A 15,067-nucleotide genomic window follows, 5' to 3' on the forward strand; every position below is an offset into this window, starting at 1 on the left:
AAGTCTGGCCAAGCTTTAGAGATTGTTGAAATGCCAGTCGGCAAATGCTCGCACATAGGACGGTGTTGCGTCTCCCATCGTTCGAGCTGCCTTCACTGGTATGATCTCTGATAGTTCCGGTTCTTCCTCCGCAGAAAGATATCGTTCAATCCGTGATACCAGATCGGTTGACGGCGCATCGAAATAATAACGGCGGAAAAGCGCGATGCTACGGTTTCCTGTCACAAGATTGATCTGTCGCTCCGCACGCGCGTCAAGAAGATCAAGACCCGTTTCCTCGCGAACCTCCCGTTGCCGATTGGCGTCATAATCGACAGCTCCATCGACAATGTCATTATCATCCACTGAGCCCGCCGGAAAATAGACCCTTCCCGCCCCGGCATTTTGTGTGCTCATACGCCCGGCGATCAAATGTCCTTCGCTCGAGACGACCACACCGACACCGAAAATGTGCCACGGACGTTCCTGCGATACGTCATGCCGCCAGTGCATCAGCGTTGCAAAACTGGTGCGCTTGAAGCCAGCCTGAAACACGCCGCCAATCAGTTCTGCGTGTGGTGCCAGATAGAATTCGCCATCGAACAAAGTAGGGTTGGCCGCCCGCTCACGTGTCCAGTTCGAAGCAATCGCTTCGTGGTTATCCACGGTATATGATAAAGGACCGGGCAGTACCCGGACATCGGCACTGTCAATAATGTGGACAGTATTTTCCCGAACCTGCTTCATCGCTCAAACCATGTTCAATGTCACTGCAACCGGACAATGATCGCTTGCTTTCGGGCGATCCCAACCTGTTCTAGGATAACGCTCGATCTGCTGATCAGGTGGAAAAATCGTGCGCCAAGGCTGGCCACGCCGAATGATATTCGGAACCGCCTTCTCATTTTTCTTCGCAAAAGAAGGCGATGCCATGATGTAATCAAGCTGGCAAAGATGACGCTCCTGCGGCCCGCGCGTATGGTAAAGCGTCCAGCGGTCCATAACGGGACGGCGCTCGACCAGATTGACCGCAAACCCATCGGCTAAGAGCACGTCCAACGCACTTTCTTCTTCAACCATTGGCGTGAACTGATAGCCGTTCCATTCATCGCCCCCGATAATGATCCGCTCACGATAATCATTGAAATCACCACAAATCAGCCAGCGGCGATCTGCAACATTGGATGGTCCGAACTTATCCTCGATGATACGGCGCATGGCGCGCGCCTCTGCGCGTCTCACCGGCAGAGATGCTGTCCGTCCGTCAAATCCGTTGCGCGCGCCCGTCATCGATTTCAGATGCGTAACGAAGAGCGATATGGGCTTCCCGGCAATGCGGATATCCAAATTCAGGCAATCCCGCTTGAAGATTCGGTCATGGGGTTCCAGGCCAAGTTCCCCAAGTACGGGCTCGTAGAGGCCAAAATCATTATAGGTTACATAAGCATAGCTGGTGACTTCGTCGACTTCGATGGGCTGCCCGTCCCGTGTCGTGTCGCGCATCATAACGGCAACATCTATGCCGCGGCTGTCATTGCCATCTATGAGATATTTATGTCGGAAACCGTGGCCTATCATCTTGAAAAGATAGCCATATTCAAACGCATTCAACGCCGCCAGATTATCCACCTCTTGCAGGCAGAGAATATCGGCCCGCGTTTCGGCAATCGCCAGAGCCGTCATCTGGCGTGTGTCGTCTGCGTGCGCCACAGCGCGCGCCTGCTCAAGAAGGCGATACTGCGCCTCATCGTTGATTTCGAACAATTGCAGGGTGCGATCCTGATGCAATTCATTGCGAAAGCCGGAAAAATCAAACCGGCGCATCAGATTTTCGACATTGAAAGTAGCTATGGTAAACATGTCTTCGCAATCTCTCTGCTTGCTGGGCGATTGGCAAGAGGATGATTTCCGAAACCAATAAATTTCTGCCGAAGCGGTGACTTGGATATAAAGTATACCCATATATCGGGAGAACGTTGATTAAAGCGAGCTGAAACGATGCGAAAAATTGTGCGCCTGACGATACTGACAGGGCTATTCGTTGCAGGCATTGCAAGTGTGGGTTCAGCCGTCGAACTGCGTAACAGCCAATATCTTCCCTCGCTGAAACCGAGCGGACCGTTGATTATCGGCGGTCAGGCAGGTGCCAATCGCACAGATCCGAGCGCTCGCAACTGCTACGGTTCAACGCTTTGCCGGGAAAGTGGAACTTATATCACCGAACATGGCGTATTGAACTACAAGAACGGCGATGCTCTGCAATATCGACGCACGATGCAGCCACCGACTGCGGGCGCGCGCCCCAGCAGCAATCATATCCAGTGGTGTTCAAACCGCTATCGCAGCTACCGAACATCCGACAATACATTCCAGCCGTTGGCTGGTCCCAGAACAGGCTGCAATTCGCCATTCCAGTAAGAAAAAAGCCGGGTCTGAACCCGGCTTTTTTTATTTCCACCAACCTAGGCGGCAGCGGATTTCGTATGAGCACGTATCAAACGACCAAGGCGCTTGATGCCTTCATCGATCATCTCGTCGTTGGCGCATGAATAGCTGAGGCGCAGCGTGTTGGCACCGCTACCATCGGCAAAAAATGCCCGCCCCGGAACAAACGCCACTTTCTCGCTATCGATGGATGCAGCAAGTAGCGCTGCGCCATCCATGCCTTCCGGCAGCGTGACCCAGATGAACATACCGCCTTCAGGCTTCGTCCAGCTTGTGGTTTCAGGCATATATTTCGCCAGCGCTTCGAGCATCTTGTCGCGACGGTGCTTATAAACCTTGTGCAGCTTCGCGACCTGAGTACCAAAGCCGCCGCTCGCAACACGCTGAATAGCGATCTGGTTGATCGTGGACGAATGAAGGTCCGCAGCCTGTTTCATGAGAACAAGCTTACGAATGACTGGCTTCGACGCAACCACATAGCCGACACGCAAACCCGGAGCCAGCGTCTTGGAGAAGGAACCGCAATAGATGGTGCGGGTCTTCTCGATGTCACTGCCATTGCGGGCAATGTCCAACGCCAGAATTGGCGAAATCGCATCGCCATTGTAGCGAAGATACTGATAAGCCGCATCTTCGATAACCGGAATATCGAGCTCATCAGCCTGTGCGAGCAGTTTCTCACGACCGGTAAGATCGACGGTTTCCCCTGTCGGGTTGCTGAAATCGGCAGACAGATAAGCGAACTTGACCTGACCGCCGGCTTTCTTGGCAGCCTCTGCATAGGATTCCGGCGTGCGGTTGCCGTTGATCGCCAGCATATCGTAATTGGGCTCGTAAGCGTTGAAAGCCTGCAGCGCGCCAAGATAGGTCGGTGCGGTCACCAGTGCTGTGTCGGCGGGCGACAAAAACAGCTTGCCCAGATAATCGAGAGCCTGCTGCGAACCCGATGTGATGAACACATTGTCTTCCGTGCAGGGAATGCCAATCTTGGCAAGTTCTCCGACCAACCAGGTGCGCAGCGGCTTGTAGCCTTCCGAAACGGAATATTGCAGCGCTGCGTTGGCTTCTGGACCCGTAAGAATGTCCTTATAGGCTGCCTGGAATTCTTCGTGCGGGAAAAGAGCCGGATCAGGAATTCCGCCCGCAAACGAAATAATATCTGGGCGTTCCAGAAGCTTCAGCAGTTCGCGGATTTCCGATGCGCGCATACGTTTCGAGCGCGTTGCAAATACATTTTCCCAGTCCAACACGGGAAATCTCCTCAATTAGACTATCCGTACATTTTACGGAACTTGTAATAGCTAAGTCTCCTCAAAACTTGGCTATTGGATGTGAAGCTCTAGCGCACTTTTCGGCAAGCGAGAACAGCTTTTCCCATGCTTCTATGGAATAAAGATATTCGGAATTGTTTTGGGCCTCAAAGTGCACGAAACGAAAAATCTGGCACAGAATTTGGGTTCTTTTCGTTCGCCTTACGTTGACGATCAACCCGGCCATAGAGTGCCAACTATGAAGGGGGCGCAAGAAGCGCCCCCTTTTTTCGACCTTCATCGAGGTCGAAAACCAGATGGACTTCTGGTCCTGGGGCCAATGTCATTTGCAGACGGCCAGAACCTGAACCCCGCCGATTTTAGTTGCGAGCCTTGTCGACAAGCTTGTTCGCTGCGATCCATGGCATCATGCCGCGGAGCTTTTCGCCGACTTCTTCGATCTGGTGGCTATCGTTGTTGCGACGGATGCCCTTGAAGCGAGCAGCACCTGCGCGATATTCTTGCATCCAATCGGAAGTGAACTTGCCAGTCTGAATGTCCTTCAGAACGCGCTTCATTTCTTCCTTGGTTTCAGCAGTGATGATGCGCGGACCAGTGACGTATTCGCCCCACTCTGCAGTGTTCGAGATCGAGTAGTTCATGTTGGCGATACCGCCTTCGTAGATCAGGTCCACGATCAGCTTCATTTCGTGCAAGCACTCGAAGTAAGCCATTTCCGGCGCATAGCCAGCTTCGACCAGAACTTCAAAACCGGTGCGGATCAGTTCAACCACGCCGCCGCAAAGAACAGCCTGCTCGCCGAACAGATCGGTTTCGCACTCTTCCTTGAAGGTGGTTTCGATGACGCCTGAACGACCGCCGCCAACGCCCGAAGCGTAGGAGAGAGCCAGATCATGAGCATTGCCCGAGGCATCCTGATGAATGGCGATGAGGCAAGGAACGCCGCCGCCCTTCTGGTATTCGCCGCGCACCGTATGGCCTGGGCCCTTCGGTGCGATCATGACGACGTCAACCGACTTCTTTGGCTCGATGAGGCCAAAATGCACGTTGAGACCATGAGCGAAAGCGATTGCCGCGCCATCACGGAGATTGTCGTGAATGTGTTCCTTGTAGATATCAGCCTGCAGTTCGTCAGGCGTTGCCATCATCATGAGATCGGCCCACTTGGCGGCGTCAGCAACATTCATCACCTCGAAGCCGTCAGCCTGTGCCTTCTTCGCGGTCGCAGAGCCTTCACGAAGGGCCACACGCACGTTAGCGGCACCGGAGTCTTTGAGGTTCAGCGCATGGGCGCGGCCCTGGCTGCCATAACCGACGATAACCACCTTCTTCGACTTGATCAGGTTAACGTCTGCATCCCGATCGTAGTAAACGCGCATTTCCTTATTCCCTTCGTTCAGATTGTTCTTCGGTTTCCTAGCGTCCACCGATGTGATTAAGCCCCATAGAGGGCGAAAAACTGCTTGGTGGCGCGCCGGGCGTCCCGGATGACCACGTCGTCAGTCAGTTCCAGATGGTCGCCAAGCAGCAACCGTATTTGCATGTCCCGGACGACAAGCCCGAAAAACGTGCGAAATGCCTCATCGATATCGTCAAAGGCCAGCAAACGTGCCTCCTGCCCCATATGGAGAATGGGCTTGAGGCGCTTGGCCATGGCCACAGGACCGTTGGCCAGCACGATATCACCTAATGTGGACTTGCCGGACGCCGCATGGCTGACCGCCAGCCGGTTCAGGGCAATGGAGGTTTTTCCCGACAGCACCAGCAGCCAGTCGCGCGCGAAATGTTCCAGACTCGAGAAAAGAGATTCCGCATCCAGCTTTTCTCGGGTCAGCGGCACAACACGGACCTTCGATGCCTGCCAGCGAACCATCGCCGTCAGCAGACCATCGCGATCACCAAACCATTTGTAGAGGCTTTCTTTCGAGCAGTTGGCGGCACGTGCAATGCTTGCCGTCGTCAAAGCGCGGTCCCCGCCCTCCACTAGAAGGCGCAACGCCTGCTCCAGAACATCGTTCTGACGCGGCGAAAGAGCCTGCTGCTTTTGAGCCTGCATTTCGTCGCTGGTATCAGTCACGGGTCTTTTCCTCCACCTTGTACCGTACGGTACGGTTCCCAATTCATAATTACTGTTTCTTCAGCGGTCAAGCATGTTTTCAAAAATTACGGTCGCCTAAAGCGGGATTAATTTCATCGACAACAAATGCAAAAAAGCGCCTCCCCGAAACCGGAAAAGCGCTCTTTAAAACTATCAATTCAGATGAGTTACAGATTCACCTGCGTTCCAATTTCCACCACACGACCGGTGGGGATCTGGAAATATTCGGTCGCGTCCGATGCCGTTCGGGCAAGCAGGATAAACAGCTTGTCCTGCCAGAGCGGCAAGCCGGAATGGGCCGATGCCTTGAGCGAGCGGCGCGACAGGAAGAACGACGTCGTCATGATATCGAATTTCCAGCCAAGCTTTCGACAGATGCCGAGCGCTCGTGGAATATTCGGTTGCTGCATATAGCCGAAGGTAAGCGTCACCTGCATGAAGCGCTCGTTATATTGGGATACACGCGCGCGGTCGGCACTTGAAACCCATGGCTTCGATGCCGTCACAACCGTCAGTATGACGTTATTCTCGTGCAAAACCTTATAGTGCTTCAAGCTGTGCATGAGCGCGGTGGGAGCGCTTTTGGGATCGCCCGTCAAGAATACAGCCGTGCCCGGCACGATGGTCGGCGGACGTTTGGTCATTTGTTGGACGATGAGATCCAGTGGAACTTCAGCCTTGCGGGTCTTGTTAAAGAGATGCCGCGTTCCGCGCACCCAGGTCCACATGATGAGAACAAGTATCGCGGCAATACCAATCGAAGCCCAACCACCCTCATGGACTTTGATGATATTTGCACCGAAGAACATAATATCGATGATCAGGAAGCCAACAATAATCGGCAGGGCGCGGCTCACGCGCCAATTCCAGATGCGTGTCATCACGATATAGAGAAGGACCGTCGTGACCAGCATGTTGCCAGTAACTGCAATGCCATATGCAGCGGCCAGATTGCTGGACTTCTCGAACCCAAGCACCAGAATAACCACCGCCAGCCCTAAAAGCAGATTGACGCGCGGAATATAAATCTGGCCGTGCAGCTTTTCCGAGGTGTGCTGGATTTCAAGGCGCGGCAGAATGTTGAGCTGAACAGCCTGACGTGCCACCGAATAAGCGCCCGTAATAACTGCCTGGCTAGCGATAACAGTCGCTGCAGTTGCCAGCAGGACCATTGGCAATAGCGCGAAGCTTGGCATCATCTGAAAGAATGGCAATGCAGCGGCTTCGCCATGTGAAAGGATGAAGGCTGCCTGTCCAAAATAGTTGAGCAGCAGGCATGGGAACACGATCCAAAGCCATGCGCGAACGATTGGCTTGCGTCCAAAATGACCGAGATCGGCGTAAAGAGCTTCGGCACCGGTCATTGCGAGGAACACGGCACCAACCGTGATAAAGGCAATGCCCGGGCTGATCATCAGAAAGCGTACAGCATAATAGGGATTCAGCGCCACCATCACCGTAGGATCATCGAAAATATGCCAGAGACCCGACGCACCCAGCGCCAAAAACCACAATGCCATAATCGGTCCGAAGACGATGGCCACCTTGCCAGTGCCGAGTTTCTGGACCGAAAACAGCGTCACAAGAATGACGACAGTTATCGGAACAACGAACGGAGTAAGATCAGGAGCGACAATCTCAAGACCTTCCATCGCCGATAGAACGGAGATTGCGGGCGTAATGACCGCGTCACCGAAGAACAGCGCCGCACCGCAGATGCCTACCCCCAAGATAAGGTCAGGCCGGCCTTTCAACGCACCTCTGACAAGAGCCATCAACGAAAGAATGCCGCCTTCGCCGTTATTATCGGCGCGCAGAACAAACAGCACATACTTGATGGTCACAACCAGCGTCAGTGCCCAGAAGATCAGAGAAACAACGCCCAGAATGTCACTGCGGGCGAGAATGCCATCGCTCGCCGCCGCATGAAGGGCTTCACGAAAAGCATAGATGGGGCTGGTGCCGATGTCACCGTAGACAACGCCCAGCGCCCCAAGCACCAGCGTTTTCATGCTCTCATTGTGCTGTTCGGCATCTTCAGCAAAAGCGACGCTTTCAGGAACACCAACGGCAGGCATAGCGGCCTGTGTGGGCGTGTCATTGCCATTTAGCTCGCCGCTCATATGCAGGCACCTCGCAACTTCCTGAAAAGATTCTGGCTGGAGTTACTGGAGATCGATTTCAGATAATGAGTGTATTCGCAAAAAGTTGCGAATTGCCGCATCGTCGCCGCACCGTTTCCCAAATCAGCTTTAATCATAAGCTTGGTATCGATTGAACGTAGCAATTCGTCCGAATGCAACCGCAATAGAACTGCCTCGGCGCAGAAAGCAGACGTCGGAAAACTGCTTCAATGCTTCCCTCATACGATCCTGCGTCCCCCAACGCATCTGAATAGTGGCGGACGCCTAAAGCTTGTCTCACCCGAATGCAAATGCGCTTTTTGCAAAGCTTCAACCCGAGCCATGCACCAAGCGCATTAACTAACATCTTATGCCAATGCCGCAATATAGCGGCTTACAGTTACCGGAATTCCATACATGAGTGCATCGGCGGTCAATCCATGTCCAATGGAAACTTCACTCAACTGAGGGATACGTTTTATCAGCGCAGGCAGATTGTCTACTGTAAGATCATGCCCCGCATTGATATCGAGGCCTAGCGCCGTAGCGGCATTTGCAGCCTTTTCCAATCGATCCAGTTCACGTATTGCGGCTGCCGGGTCATCATAGGTCGCACCATAAGGGCCGGTATAGAGCTCCACACGGTCCACACCGATAGCAGCTGCGCGTTCGTATCCAAGCGGATCGGGGTCGGCGAACAATGACACCCGCATTCCGCCCGCTTTCAAACGGGCCACGATAGGAGCCAGAAAGTCAGATTTCGACACGAAATCCCATCCATGATCCGAGGTCGCCTGTGTTGGATCATCAGGAACGAGCGTCACCTGCTCAGGCTGATGTTTCTCCACCAGATCGAGAAATGCTTCGCTTGGAAAACCTTCGATATTGAACTCCGCTTGCGGAAACTCATCATCGATCAAAGCGCGTATATCACCCAGATCGGAAAACCGGATGTGACGCTGATCGGGACGCGGATGCACTGTCAATCCCGCAGCGCCTGCGGCAAGCGCAGCGCGGCCCAGACCGGTAACGCTTGGCCAAGGCAAATCACGCCGATTTCGCAGCATCGCAACAGCGTTGAGATTGACCGATAATTTCGCAGGCATTGGAGACTCCCGGATAGATATCCCGCTTTATAACGCCTGCCACGAAAAAATGTGAGTGCTTTGCCGTCGCACCGCAGCCGCAATCCCCAACCATGAAATCTGCCTGCAACAATCTGGGTTTGCATAGTTTTTCCAGTTCGCATCAATTTGGAGACTGTCCGCAACCTTTGCCCCCGCTTCGACGTTTAAATCTGATCAATGATGGAGGTCTATGATGCGAAATGAGGACATACCCGTCATTCGCCGCATTCCAACAAACCGGGAAGACGTTTTTGCTTTTGCAATCGAAGGACATCTCGACGATGCGTCATTGGAGAACCTCTACGGGCTTCTTGACGCAGCTTACGAAACACATGAAGAAATTGACCTCCTGATCCGCCTAACCGGATATGAAGGTTTCGACTGGACGGCTGCATTCTCGGAAAGCATGCTGTCCATGCGCTCCAAATCCCTGAAAAAGCTTCGCCACTATGCAATCGTCGGCGGCCCCCTGTGGATACAGGCCAGCATAACCCTCATGCAGCCTTTCCTGTCGATAGAACTTCGCGCTTTCGAAGCAGACGAAGAAAACGAGGCCTGGGAATGGCTGAGTGCCCGACCGACAGACGAGTAATTATTTTACAATGGTCAAACGTTCGGCAGCCCGCGTGATCGCCGTATAAAGCCACCGCTCACGCGTATCGCGAAACGCAAAACTTTCATCGAAGAGCACGACTTCATCCCATTGGGAGCCCTGTGCCTTGTGCACAGTTAAAGCATAACCGTAATCGAAATCGTCGTAGCGTTTTTTGGTCTGCCACGGAATTTCACTGTCGGGGTCTTCGAACTGCGCCTTCAGCAGCTTGATCTTCGCCACACCGCGATCATCATCCTCAGGTGTAACCAGCAGATTGATACCGGGCTTTACCGTTTCCTTGGACGATGTCATCACCTTCCAGAGCGATCCGTTGAGAAGTCCCTTGGCAGGATCGTTGCGCAGGCAAACCAGCTTGTCGCCAGCCTGCGGGTAATCAGCAGTAAAGCCTTTTAGCTCCCGAAGGCGCTGGTTATAGCGGCGGCGCGTCCGGTTGGTACCGACGAGCACCTGATCGGCGGCTAACACCATCTCCTGATTGACGTCGCCTTTTCCGATAACCTTTGCAGCGCCATGGTCACCATAAGGAAGTTCACGCCCTTCCCGCACATCAAGCGCCATACGGATGATCGGATTGTCCTGCGCCTGACGATGAATCTCGGTCAGGAGATAATCCGGGTCGTGTTCGGTGAAAAAACCGCCGCCGGAAATCGGCGGCAACTGCCCCGGATCGCCGAGCACGAGGATCGGAGTGCCGAAACTCATCAGATCGCGTCCCAGCGCTTCATCGACCATGGAACATTCGTCGACGACGATCATCGCCGCCTTGGCGACAGGACTTTGGCGATTGAGAGAGAAAGTCGGCGCGATGGAAGTCTTGCCGGTCGTTTCATCTTCGATCGCTTCTTCGCCGCGCGGGCGATAGATCAGCGAATGAAGCGTGCGAGCATTGCTGGCGCCTTTCGAGCGCAAAACCTGTGCCGCCTTGCCGGTAAAGGCTGCAAACTGCACATCGCCATCCACATGCTCGGCAAAATAGCGGGCGAGCGTTGTCTTGCCCGTACCCGCATAGCCGAACAATCTGAAAATAGGGCTGCGGCCGTCTTTGAGCCACTGCCCGACGGCCTTCAGCGCCTGATCCTGTTCCGGTGAAAACTGCATGATCCTTTCAGACAGGATTCGCCGCCCGAAAACAAGATCAAACCGTGATCAAACGGTTTTGCTCACCAGCGCTGCAAATCTGTCAAGATCGACATTGCCACCACTGACGATCACCCCCACACGCTTGCCTTGCAGCTTCGACGCCATCTGTCGTGCGCCAGCAAAAGCGAGACAGCCTGTCGGTTCGACCACCATTTTCATCCGACTGGCGAAGAATTTCATACCGTCAACCAGTTCATCGTCGCTAGCGGCCAGAATATCACGAACAGTTTCGCGGATGATGGCAAAGGTCATGTCGCCAAGAGCTTGTGTCTGGGCGCCATCCGCCAAGGTCTTCGGCACGTCGATGTGCACAATCTTGCCGGAGCGGAACGACTGCTGGCCATCATTTCCCGCCATCGGCTCGACACCGTAGACGTCGCATTCCGGCGACAAGGCTTTTGCCGCTAGCGCCGAACCGGCCAACAGGCCACCACCGCCAAGACAGACGAACAGGGCATCGAGGGGACCGGTTTCCTCAATCAATTCCTTTGCCGCAGTTCCCTGCCCGGCGATGATATCCGGATGATTGAATGGCGGAATGAGGGTCAGCCCACCGTCTTCGGCCAGACGCTTCGAAAGCACATCGCGGTCTTCTTCGTAACGGTTATAGGTCACAACCTTCGCGCCGTAGCCTCGCGTTGCATCAAGTTTCGCGCGCGGCGCATCCTCAGGCATGATGATAGTCGCGCCAATACCGAGCAGTTTTGCCGCAAGCGCGATCGCCTGCGCGTGATTACCGGACGAGAAAGCCAACACGCCTCGCGCTTTTTGCTCATCCGTAAACCGCGACAGAGCATTGAAAGCACCACGAAATTTGAAGGCACCTATGCGCTGGAAATTCTCGCACTTGAAAAAGAACTGAGCGCCGGTTTCGCGGTCGATAGTTGACGACGTGAACACCGGCGTATGGTGTGCGTATCCTTCGATCTGCTTTGCGGCCGAAATAACATCATAATAAGTTGGAAGCTGGTTCATAATTCGCCTCTTCATTCTCTATTTCAGCATCGGCCATAGGCTCAGAACGAGCAGCAGGGCCATGATAAGGTTGAACCATTTCAATCGAACAGGGTCAGAAAGCCAGTTGCGCAGCAATGTGCCAAACCCTGCCCAGACCGAAACGCTCGGCAAATTCACAATCGCGAAGGCGGAGCTGACCAGGAGCACGGCGACATAATAGTTGTCGTGATTGGCATAGGTGGCAATTCCCGTGATCGCCATTACCCAGGCTTTCGGATTGACCCATTGAAATGCCGCTGCCTGCAAGAAAGTCATTGGCTCAGCTTTATCTCGATGCTTTGCCTCTCCGATGGAACGCGACATAGCAATCTTCCAGGCAAGGTAGAGCATATAGGCGCCACCAGCGAATTTCAGCGCGGCATAGAATGACGGCACCGTTTCGATCAAAGCGCCGAGCCCGAAGCCGATCGCAAGCAGCAACACGAAGAAGCCCACACCGATCCCCAGCATATGCGGGATCGTTCGACGGAAACCAAAGTTTACGCCTGATGCCAGAAGCATGAGATTATTTGGCCCCGGCGTAACGGACGACACGAAGGCGAAGACAAGAAGCGCCAGAAAAATTTCAACAGACATAGGACGGCCCCAATTTATGGGGACAAATTAGCTCAATAAAAAACCGGCACAATCGAAACATTGTGCCGGTTTTCAAACATATTGTATCGATTTCAGTTGTAAGCTTTTACATGCCTTCCGGGCCACGGTTCATGGCTGCAACACCCGTACGGCAGGTCTCAACCAGTCCGAGTGGCTTCATGATCGAGATGAACTGATCAATCTTGGCAGTCTTCCCGGTGATCTCCAGGATGAAGTGATCCGTCGTCGCATCAACCACCTTGGCCTTGAACGCGTCGGCAAGACGAAGCGTTTCCGCCCTCACCTCACCTTTGCCGGCAACCTTCACCAGTGCCAGTTCACGTTCAACCGGACGGTCGTGGCCAAGCTCAGAGGCGCGATGGCTGAGATCGACGACGCGGTGAACTGGAACAATCCGGGCCAGCTGGTGGCGGATCTGGTCAAGCACGTGCGGCGTGCCGCGCGTCACAATCGTAATGCGCGACAAGTGCTTTTCATGCTCGGTTTCCGAAACCGTCAGACTTTCAATATTGTAGCCACGTCCGGAGAAAAGACCGATCACGCGGGCAAGGACACCCGGCTCGTTGTCAACGAGTACCGCAAGCGTATGCGTTTCCGGCGTTTGCGTTTCGGCTGCAATGAAATAGGCCGATCCGGAAGCTAGGTTCTGTGCATTCATGATTTCTTTCCTCCGGATCAGACGAGCGCGCGGCCCTTGGCATCGATGGCGTTGGCGACAGCTTCATCCGTTGCTTCATCCGGCAACAGCATTTCGTTATGCGCCTTACCCGATGGGATCATTGGGAAGCAGTTGGCGAGATTTGCCACGCGGCAATCGAAAATAACCGGCTTGTCGATGTCGATCATTTCCTGAATGGCGGCATCGAGGTTGCCCGGCTTGTCACAACGGATACCATGTGCGCCATAGGCTTCAGCCAGCTTCACGAAATCCGGCATCGCCTCGGTATAGGAGTGCGACAGGCGATTGCCATGCAGGAGCTGCTGCCACTGGCGCACCATGCCCATATACTGGTTATTCAGGATGAATATCTTGATTGGCGCATTATGCTGGATGGCAGCCGACATTTCCTGAATGCACATCTGGATCGAGGCATCGCCCGCGATATCGATAACCAGTGCATCAGGGTGTGCGATCTGTACTCCGAGCGCTGCCGGCAGGCCGTAACCCATGGTGCCGAGGCCACCAGAGGTCAGCCAGCGGTTCGGTTCCTCGAAGCCATAGAATTGCGCAGCCCACATCTGGTGCTGACCAACTTCCGTGGTGATGTAAGTCTTCCGATCCTTGGTCAGTTCATAAAGCCGCTGAATTGCATATTGCGGCATGATGACGTCCTTGTTCGGCGCATAGGCGAGCGAATTGCGGGCACGCCAGCGATCGATCTGTTCCCACCAGGCACCGATTGCCTGCTTTTCCGGCTTCTTGTCAGAGGCACGGAACTGCCGAACAATATCTTCCAGAACATGCGCAACATCGCCGATGATCGGAACATCAACGCGAACGCTTTTGTTGATGGAGGATGGGTCGATATCGATATGAATTTTCTTCGAGTTCGGAGAAAATGCGTTCAGACGTCCGGTAATACGGTCATCGAAACGGGCACCGACGCACAGCATGACATCGCAGTCATGCATGGTCATGTTGGCTTCGTAAGTGCCATGCATACCGAGCATGCCGAGCCAATTCTTGCCGGAGGCCGGATAGGCGCCCAGCCCCATCAGCGTGGATGTGATCGGGAAATTGCTGATCTCAACCAGCTCGCGCAGCAGACGGGAAGCTGCCGGGCCGGAATTAATCACACCGCCGCCAGAATAGATGACGGGCTTCTTTGCATTGACGAGCAGACGAACGGCGTCCGAAATTGCCTGCGCCTTGCCGTCGAGAACCGGACGGTAGCTGGTGCGCGGCGCGGTTTCCGGTGGCGTGTAAATACCCTTGGCGAACTGGATATCCTTCGGAATGTCGACCACAACGGGACCGGGACGACCGGTGGAAGCGACATGAAAGGCTTCATGCAGGATGCGCGCCAGATCGTTGACGTCCTTCACCAGCCAGTTGTGCTTGGTGCAGGGGCGCGTGATACCAATCGTATCGCATTCCTGAAACGCATCGGAGCCGATCAGCGTTGTCGGAACCTGACCAGAAATGCAAACCAGCGGAATGGAATCCATCAGGGCATCCTGCAGCGGCGTAACTGCATTGGTCGCACCCGGACCGGAGGTAACAAGCATCACACCGACTTTGCCGGTCGAACGCGCATAGCCTTCCGCAGCGTGTCCTGCGCCCTGCTCGTGTCGGACCAGAACGTGCTGAACCTTGTCCTGCTGGAACAGTTCGTCATAGATCGGAAGCACAGCGCCGCCGGGATAACCGAAGATGCTCTCCACACCCTGATCGATCAAAGCCTGAATGACCATTTCTGCGCCGGTCATTTCGCGTGGATTGCTTGCTTCCTGCGTTTCTGCGGCGTTTGCGTCCGCCTCACGTTTACCTGCAGTCATTGTTCTCTTCCCGTCGTCTGCATTTCATTTCTGATTTGGATAATAAAAAAGGCTCCCGAGGGAGCCTGTCTTTCGCGCATGGGAGCTTTCGCCGGATGGTTACACCATCCTGCCCATGCGCGCCCGTACCACAAGAATAATAATCGTGTTCATGG

14 protein-coding genes are annotated in these 15,067 nt (G+C 54.2%); 2 read left to right on the forward strand and 12 right to left on the reverse strand.

All coding sequences use genetic code 11. The features are described 5' to 3' along the window. Positions 1 to 15: 15 nt before the first annotated feature. Positions 16 to 726 carry an NUDIX domain-containing protein gene (locus tag CES86_RS05785; RefSeq protein WP_012091806.1) on the reverse strand — a complete coding sequence of 237 codons (711 nt, stop codon included), beginning with the start codon at positions 724 to 726 and terminating at the stop codon, positions 16 to 18. Between the two features lie 3 nt (positions 727 to 729). Continuing rightward, entirely contained in the window at positions 730 to 1,839 is a 1,110-nt protein-coding gene (locus tag CES86_RS05790; protein ID WP_012091805.1) for an endonuclease/exonuclease/phosphatase family protein, read from the reverse strand. A gap of 138 nt (positions 1,840 to 1,977) precedes the next feature. On the opposite strand from CES86_RS05790, the gene CES86_RS05795 reads away from it, so the two are divergent. Then, on the forward strand, positions 1,978 to 2,397 hold the full coding sequence (locus CES86_RS05795) for a BA14K family protein (RefSeq protein ID WP_029928991.1): 420 nt from the start codon (positions 1,978 to 1,980) through the stop codon (positions 2,395 to 2,397). A 44-nt stretch (positions 2,398 to 2,441) separates the two neighbouring features. Here the strand turns inward: CES86_RS05795 and CES86_RS05800 are convergent, their stop codons facing one another. The 5 genes from CES86_RS05800 to CES86_RS05820 form a co-directional block, all read right to left on the reverse strand. Then, positions 2,442 to 3,674, reverse strand: coding sequence for an aminotransferase-like domain-containing protein (locus CES86_RS05800; protein ID WP_094513876.1), 1,233 nt, complete (start codon positions 3,672 to 3,674; stop codon positions 2,442 to 2,444). A gap of 380 nt (positions 3,675 to 4,054) precedes the next feature. Further along, positions 4,055 to 5,074, reverse strand: coding sequence for a ketol-acid reductoisomerase (ilvC, locus tag CES86_RS05805; RefSeq protein WP_010659781.1), 1,020 nt, complete (start codon positions 5,072 to 5,074; stop codon positions 4,055 to 4,057). Between the two features lie 56 nt (positions 5,075 to 5,130). Further along, entirely contained in the window at positions 5,131 to 5,772 is a 642-nt protein-coding gene (locus CES86_RS05810; RefSeq protein WP_010659780.1) for a TetR/AcrR family transcriptional regulator, read from the reverse strand. A gap of 188 nt (positions 5,773 to 5,960) precedes the next feature. Then, positions 5,961 to 7,916 carry a potassium transporter Kup gene (locus tag CES86_RS05815; RefSeq protein ID WP_010659779.1) on the reverse strand — a complete coding sequence of 652 codons (1,956 nt, stop codon included), beginning with the start codon at positions 7,914 to 7,916 and terminating at the stop codon, positions 5,961 to 5,963. A 368-nt stretch (positions 7,917 to 8,284) separates the two neighbouring features. Continuing rightward, entirely contained in the window at positions 8,285 to 9,022 is a 738-nt protein-coding gene (locus CES86_RS05820; RefSeq protein ID WP_094513877.1) for a pyridoxine 5'-phosphate synthase, read from the reverse strand. Positions 9,023 to 9,236: 214 nt separating this feature from the next. Between CES86_RS05820 and CES86_RS05825 the strand changes: the two genes are divergently transcribed. Next, positions 9,237 to 9,635, forward strand: coding sequence for a SpoIIAA family protein (locus CES86_RS05825; RefSeq protein ID WP_012091800.1), 399 nt, complete (start codon positions 9,237 to 9,239; stop codon positions 9,633 to 9,635). Here the strand turns inward: CES86_RS05825 and CES86_RS05830 are convergent, their stop codons facing one another. The 5 genes from CES86_RS05830 to CES86_RS05850 form a co-directional block, all read right to left on the reverse strand. Further along, positions 9,636 to 10,757: an ATP-dependent DNA helicase gene (locus tag CES86_RS05830; RefSeq protein WP_094513879.1), complete on the reverse strand. Its 1,122-nt coding sequence runs from the start codon at positions 10,755 to 10,757 to the stop codon at positions 9,636 to 9,638. Positions 10,758 to 10,805: 48 nt separating this feature from the next. Continuing rightward, positions 10,806 to 11,774 carry a threo-3-hydroxy-L-aspartate ammonia-lyase gene (locus CES86_RS05835; protein ID WP_094513880.1) on the reverse strand — a complete coding sequence of 323 codons (969 nt, stop codon included), beginning with the start codon at positions 11,772 to 11,774 and terminating at the stop codon, positions 10,806 to 10,808. Positions 11,775 to 11,792: 18 nt separating this feature from the next. After that, positions 11,793 to 12,392 (reverse strand): LysE family translocator, encoded by a 600-nt coding sequence (locus tag CES86_RS05840; protein WP_010659774.1) that lies wholly within the window; start codon positions 12,390 to 12,392, stop codon positions 11,793 to 11,795. A gap of 106 nt (positions 12,393 to 12,498) precedes the next feature. Next, positions 12,499 to 13,071, reverse strand: coding sequence for an acetolactate synthase small subunit (ilvN, locus tag CES86_RS05845; RefSeq protein ID WP_094513881.1), 573 nt, complete (start codon positions 13,069 to 13,071; stop codon positions 12,499 to 12,501). 17 nt (positions 13,072 to 13,088) lie between these two features. Then, on the reverse strand, positions 13,089 to 14,912 hold the full coding sequence (locus CES86_RS05850) for an acetolactate synthase 3 large subunit (protein WP_012091798.1): 1,824 nt from the start codon (positions 14,910 to 14,912) through the stop codon (positions 13,089 to 13,091). Positions 14,913 to 15,067: the final 155 nt, after the last annotated feature.

The sequence above is a fragment of the Brucella lupini genome (assembly GCF_002252535.1).
Lineage (GTDB): Bacteria > Pseudomonadota > Alphaproteobacteria > Rhizobiales > Rhizobiaceae > Brucella > Brucella anthropi.

Bases quoted from the DNA above. Each gene is read 5' to 3' on its own strand.
- CES86_RS05785 (WP_012091806.1), bottom strand. From the start codon at position 726: ATGAAGCAGGTTCGGGAAAATACTGTCCACATTATTGACAGTGCCGAT.
- CES86_RS05790 (WP_012091805.1), bottom strand. From the start codon at position 1,839: ATGTTTACCATAGCTACTTTCAATGTCGAAAATCTGATGCGCCGGTTT.
- CES86_RS05795 (WP_029928991.1), top strand. From the start codon at position 1,978: ATGCGAAAAATTGTGCGCCTGACGATACTGACAGGGCTATTCGTTGCA.
- ilvC (WP_010659781.1), bottom strand. From the start codon at position 5,074: ATGCGCGTTTACTACGATCGGGATGCAGACGTTAACCTGATCAAGTCG.
- CES86_RS05815 (WP_010659779.1), bottom strand. From the start codon at position 7,916: ATGAGCGGCGAGCTAAATGGCAATGACACGCCCACACAGGCCGCTATG.
- CES86_RS05820 (WP_094513877.1), bottom strand. From the start codon at position 9,022: ATGCCTGCGAAATTATCGGTCAATCTCAACGCTGTTGCGATGCTGCGA.
- CES86_RS05825 (WP_012091800.1), top strand. From the start codon at position 9,237: ATGCGAAATGAGGACATACCCGTCATTCGCCGCATTCCAACAAACCGG.
- CES86_RS05830 (WP_094513879.1), bottom strand. From the start codon at position 10,757: ATGCAGTTTTCACCGGAACAGGATCAGGCGCTGAAGGCCGTCGGGCAG.
- CES86_RS05835 (WP_094513880.1), bottom strand. From the start codon at position 11,774: ATGAACCAGCTTCCAACTTATTATGATGTTATTTCGGCCGCAAAGCAG.
- CES86_RS05840 (WP_010659774.1), bottom strand. From the start codon at position 12,392: ATGTCTGTTGAAATTTTTCTGGCGCTTCTTGTCTTCGCCTTCGTGTCG.
- ilvN (WP_094513881.1), bottom strand. From the start codon at position 13,071: ATGAATGCACAGAACCTAGCTTCCGGATCGGCCTATTTCATTGCAGCC.
- CES86_RS05850 (WP_012091798.1), bottom strand. From the start codon at position 14,912: ATGACTGCAGGTAAACGTGAGGCGGACGCAAACGCCGCAGAAACGCAG.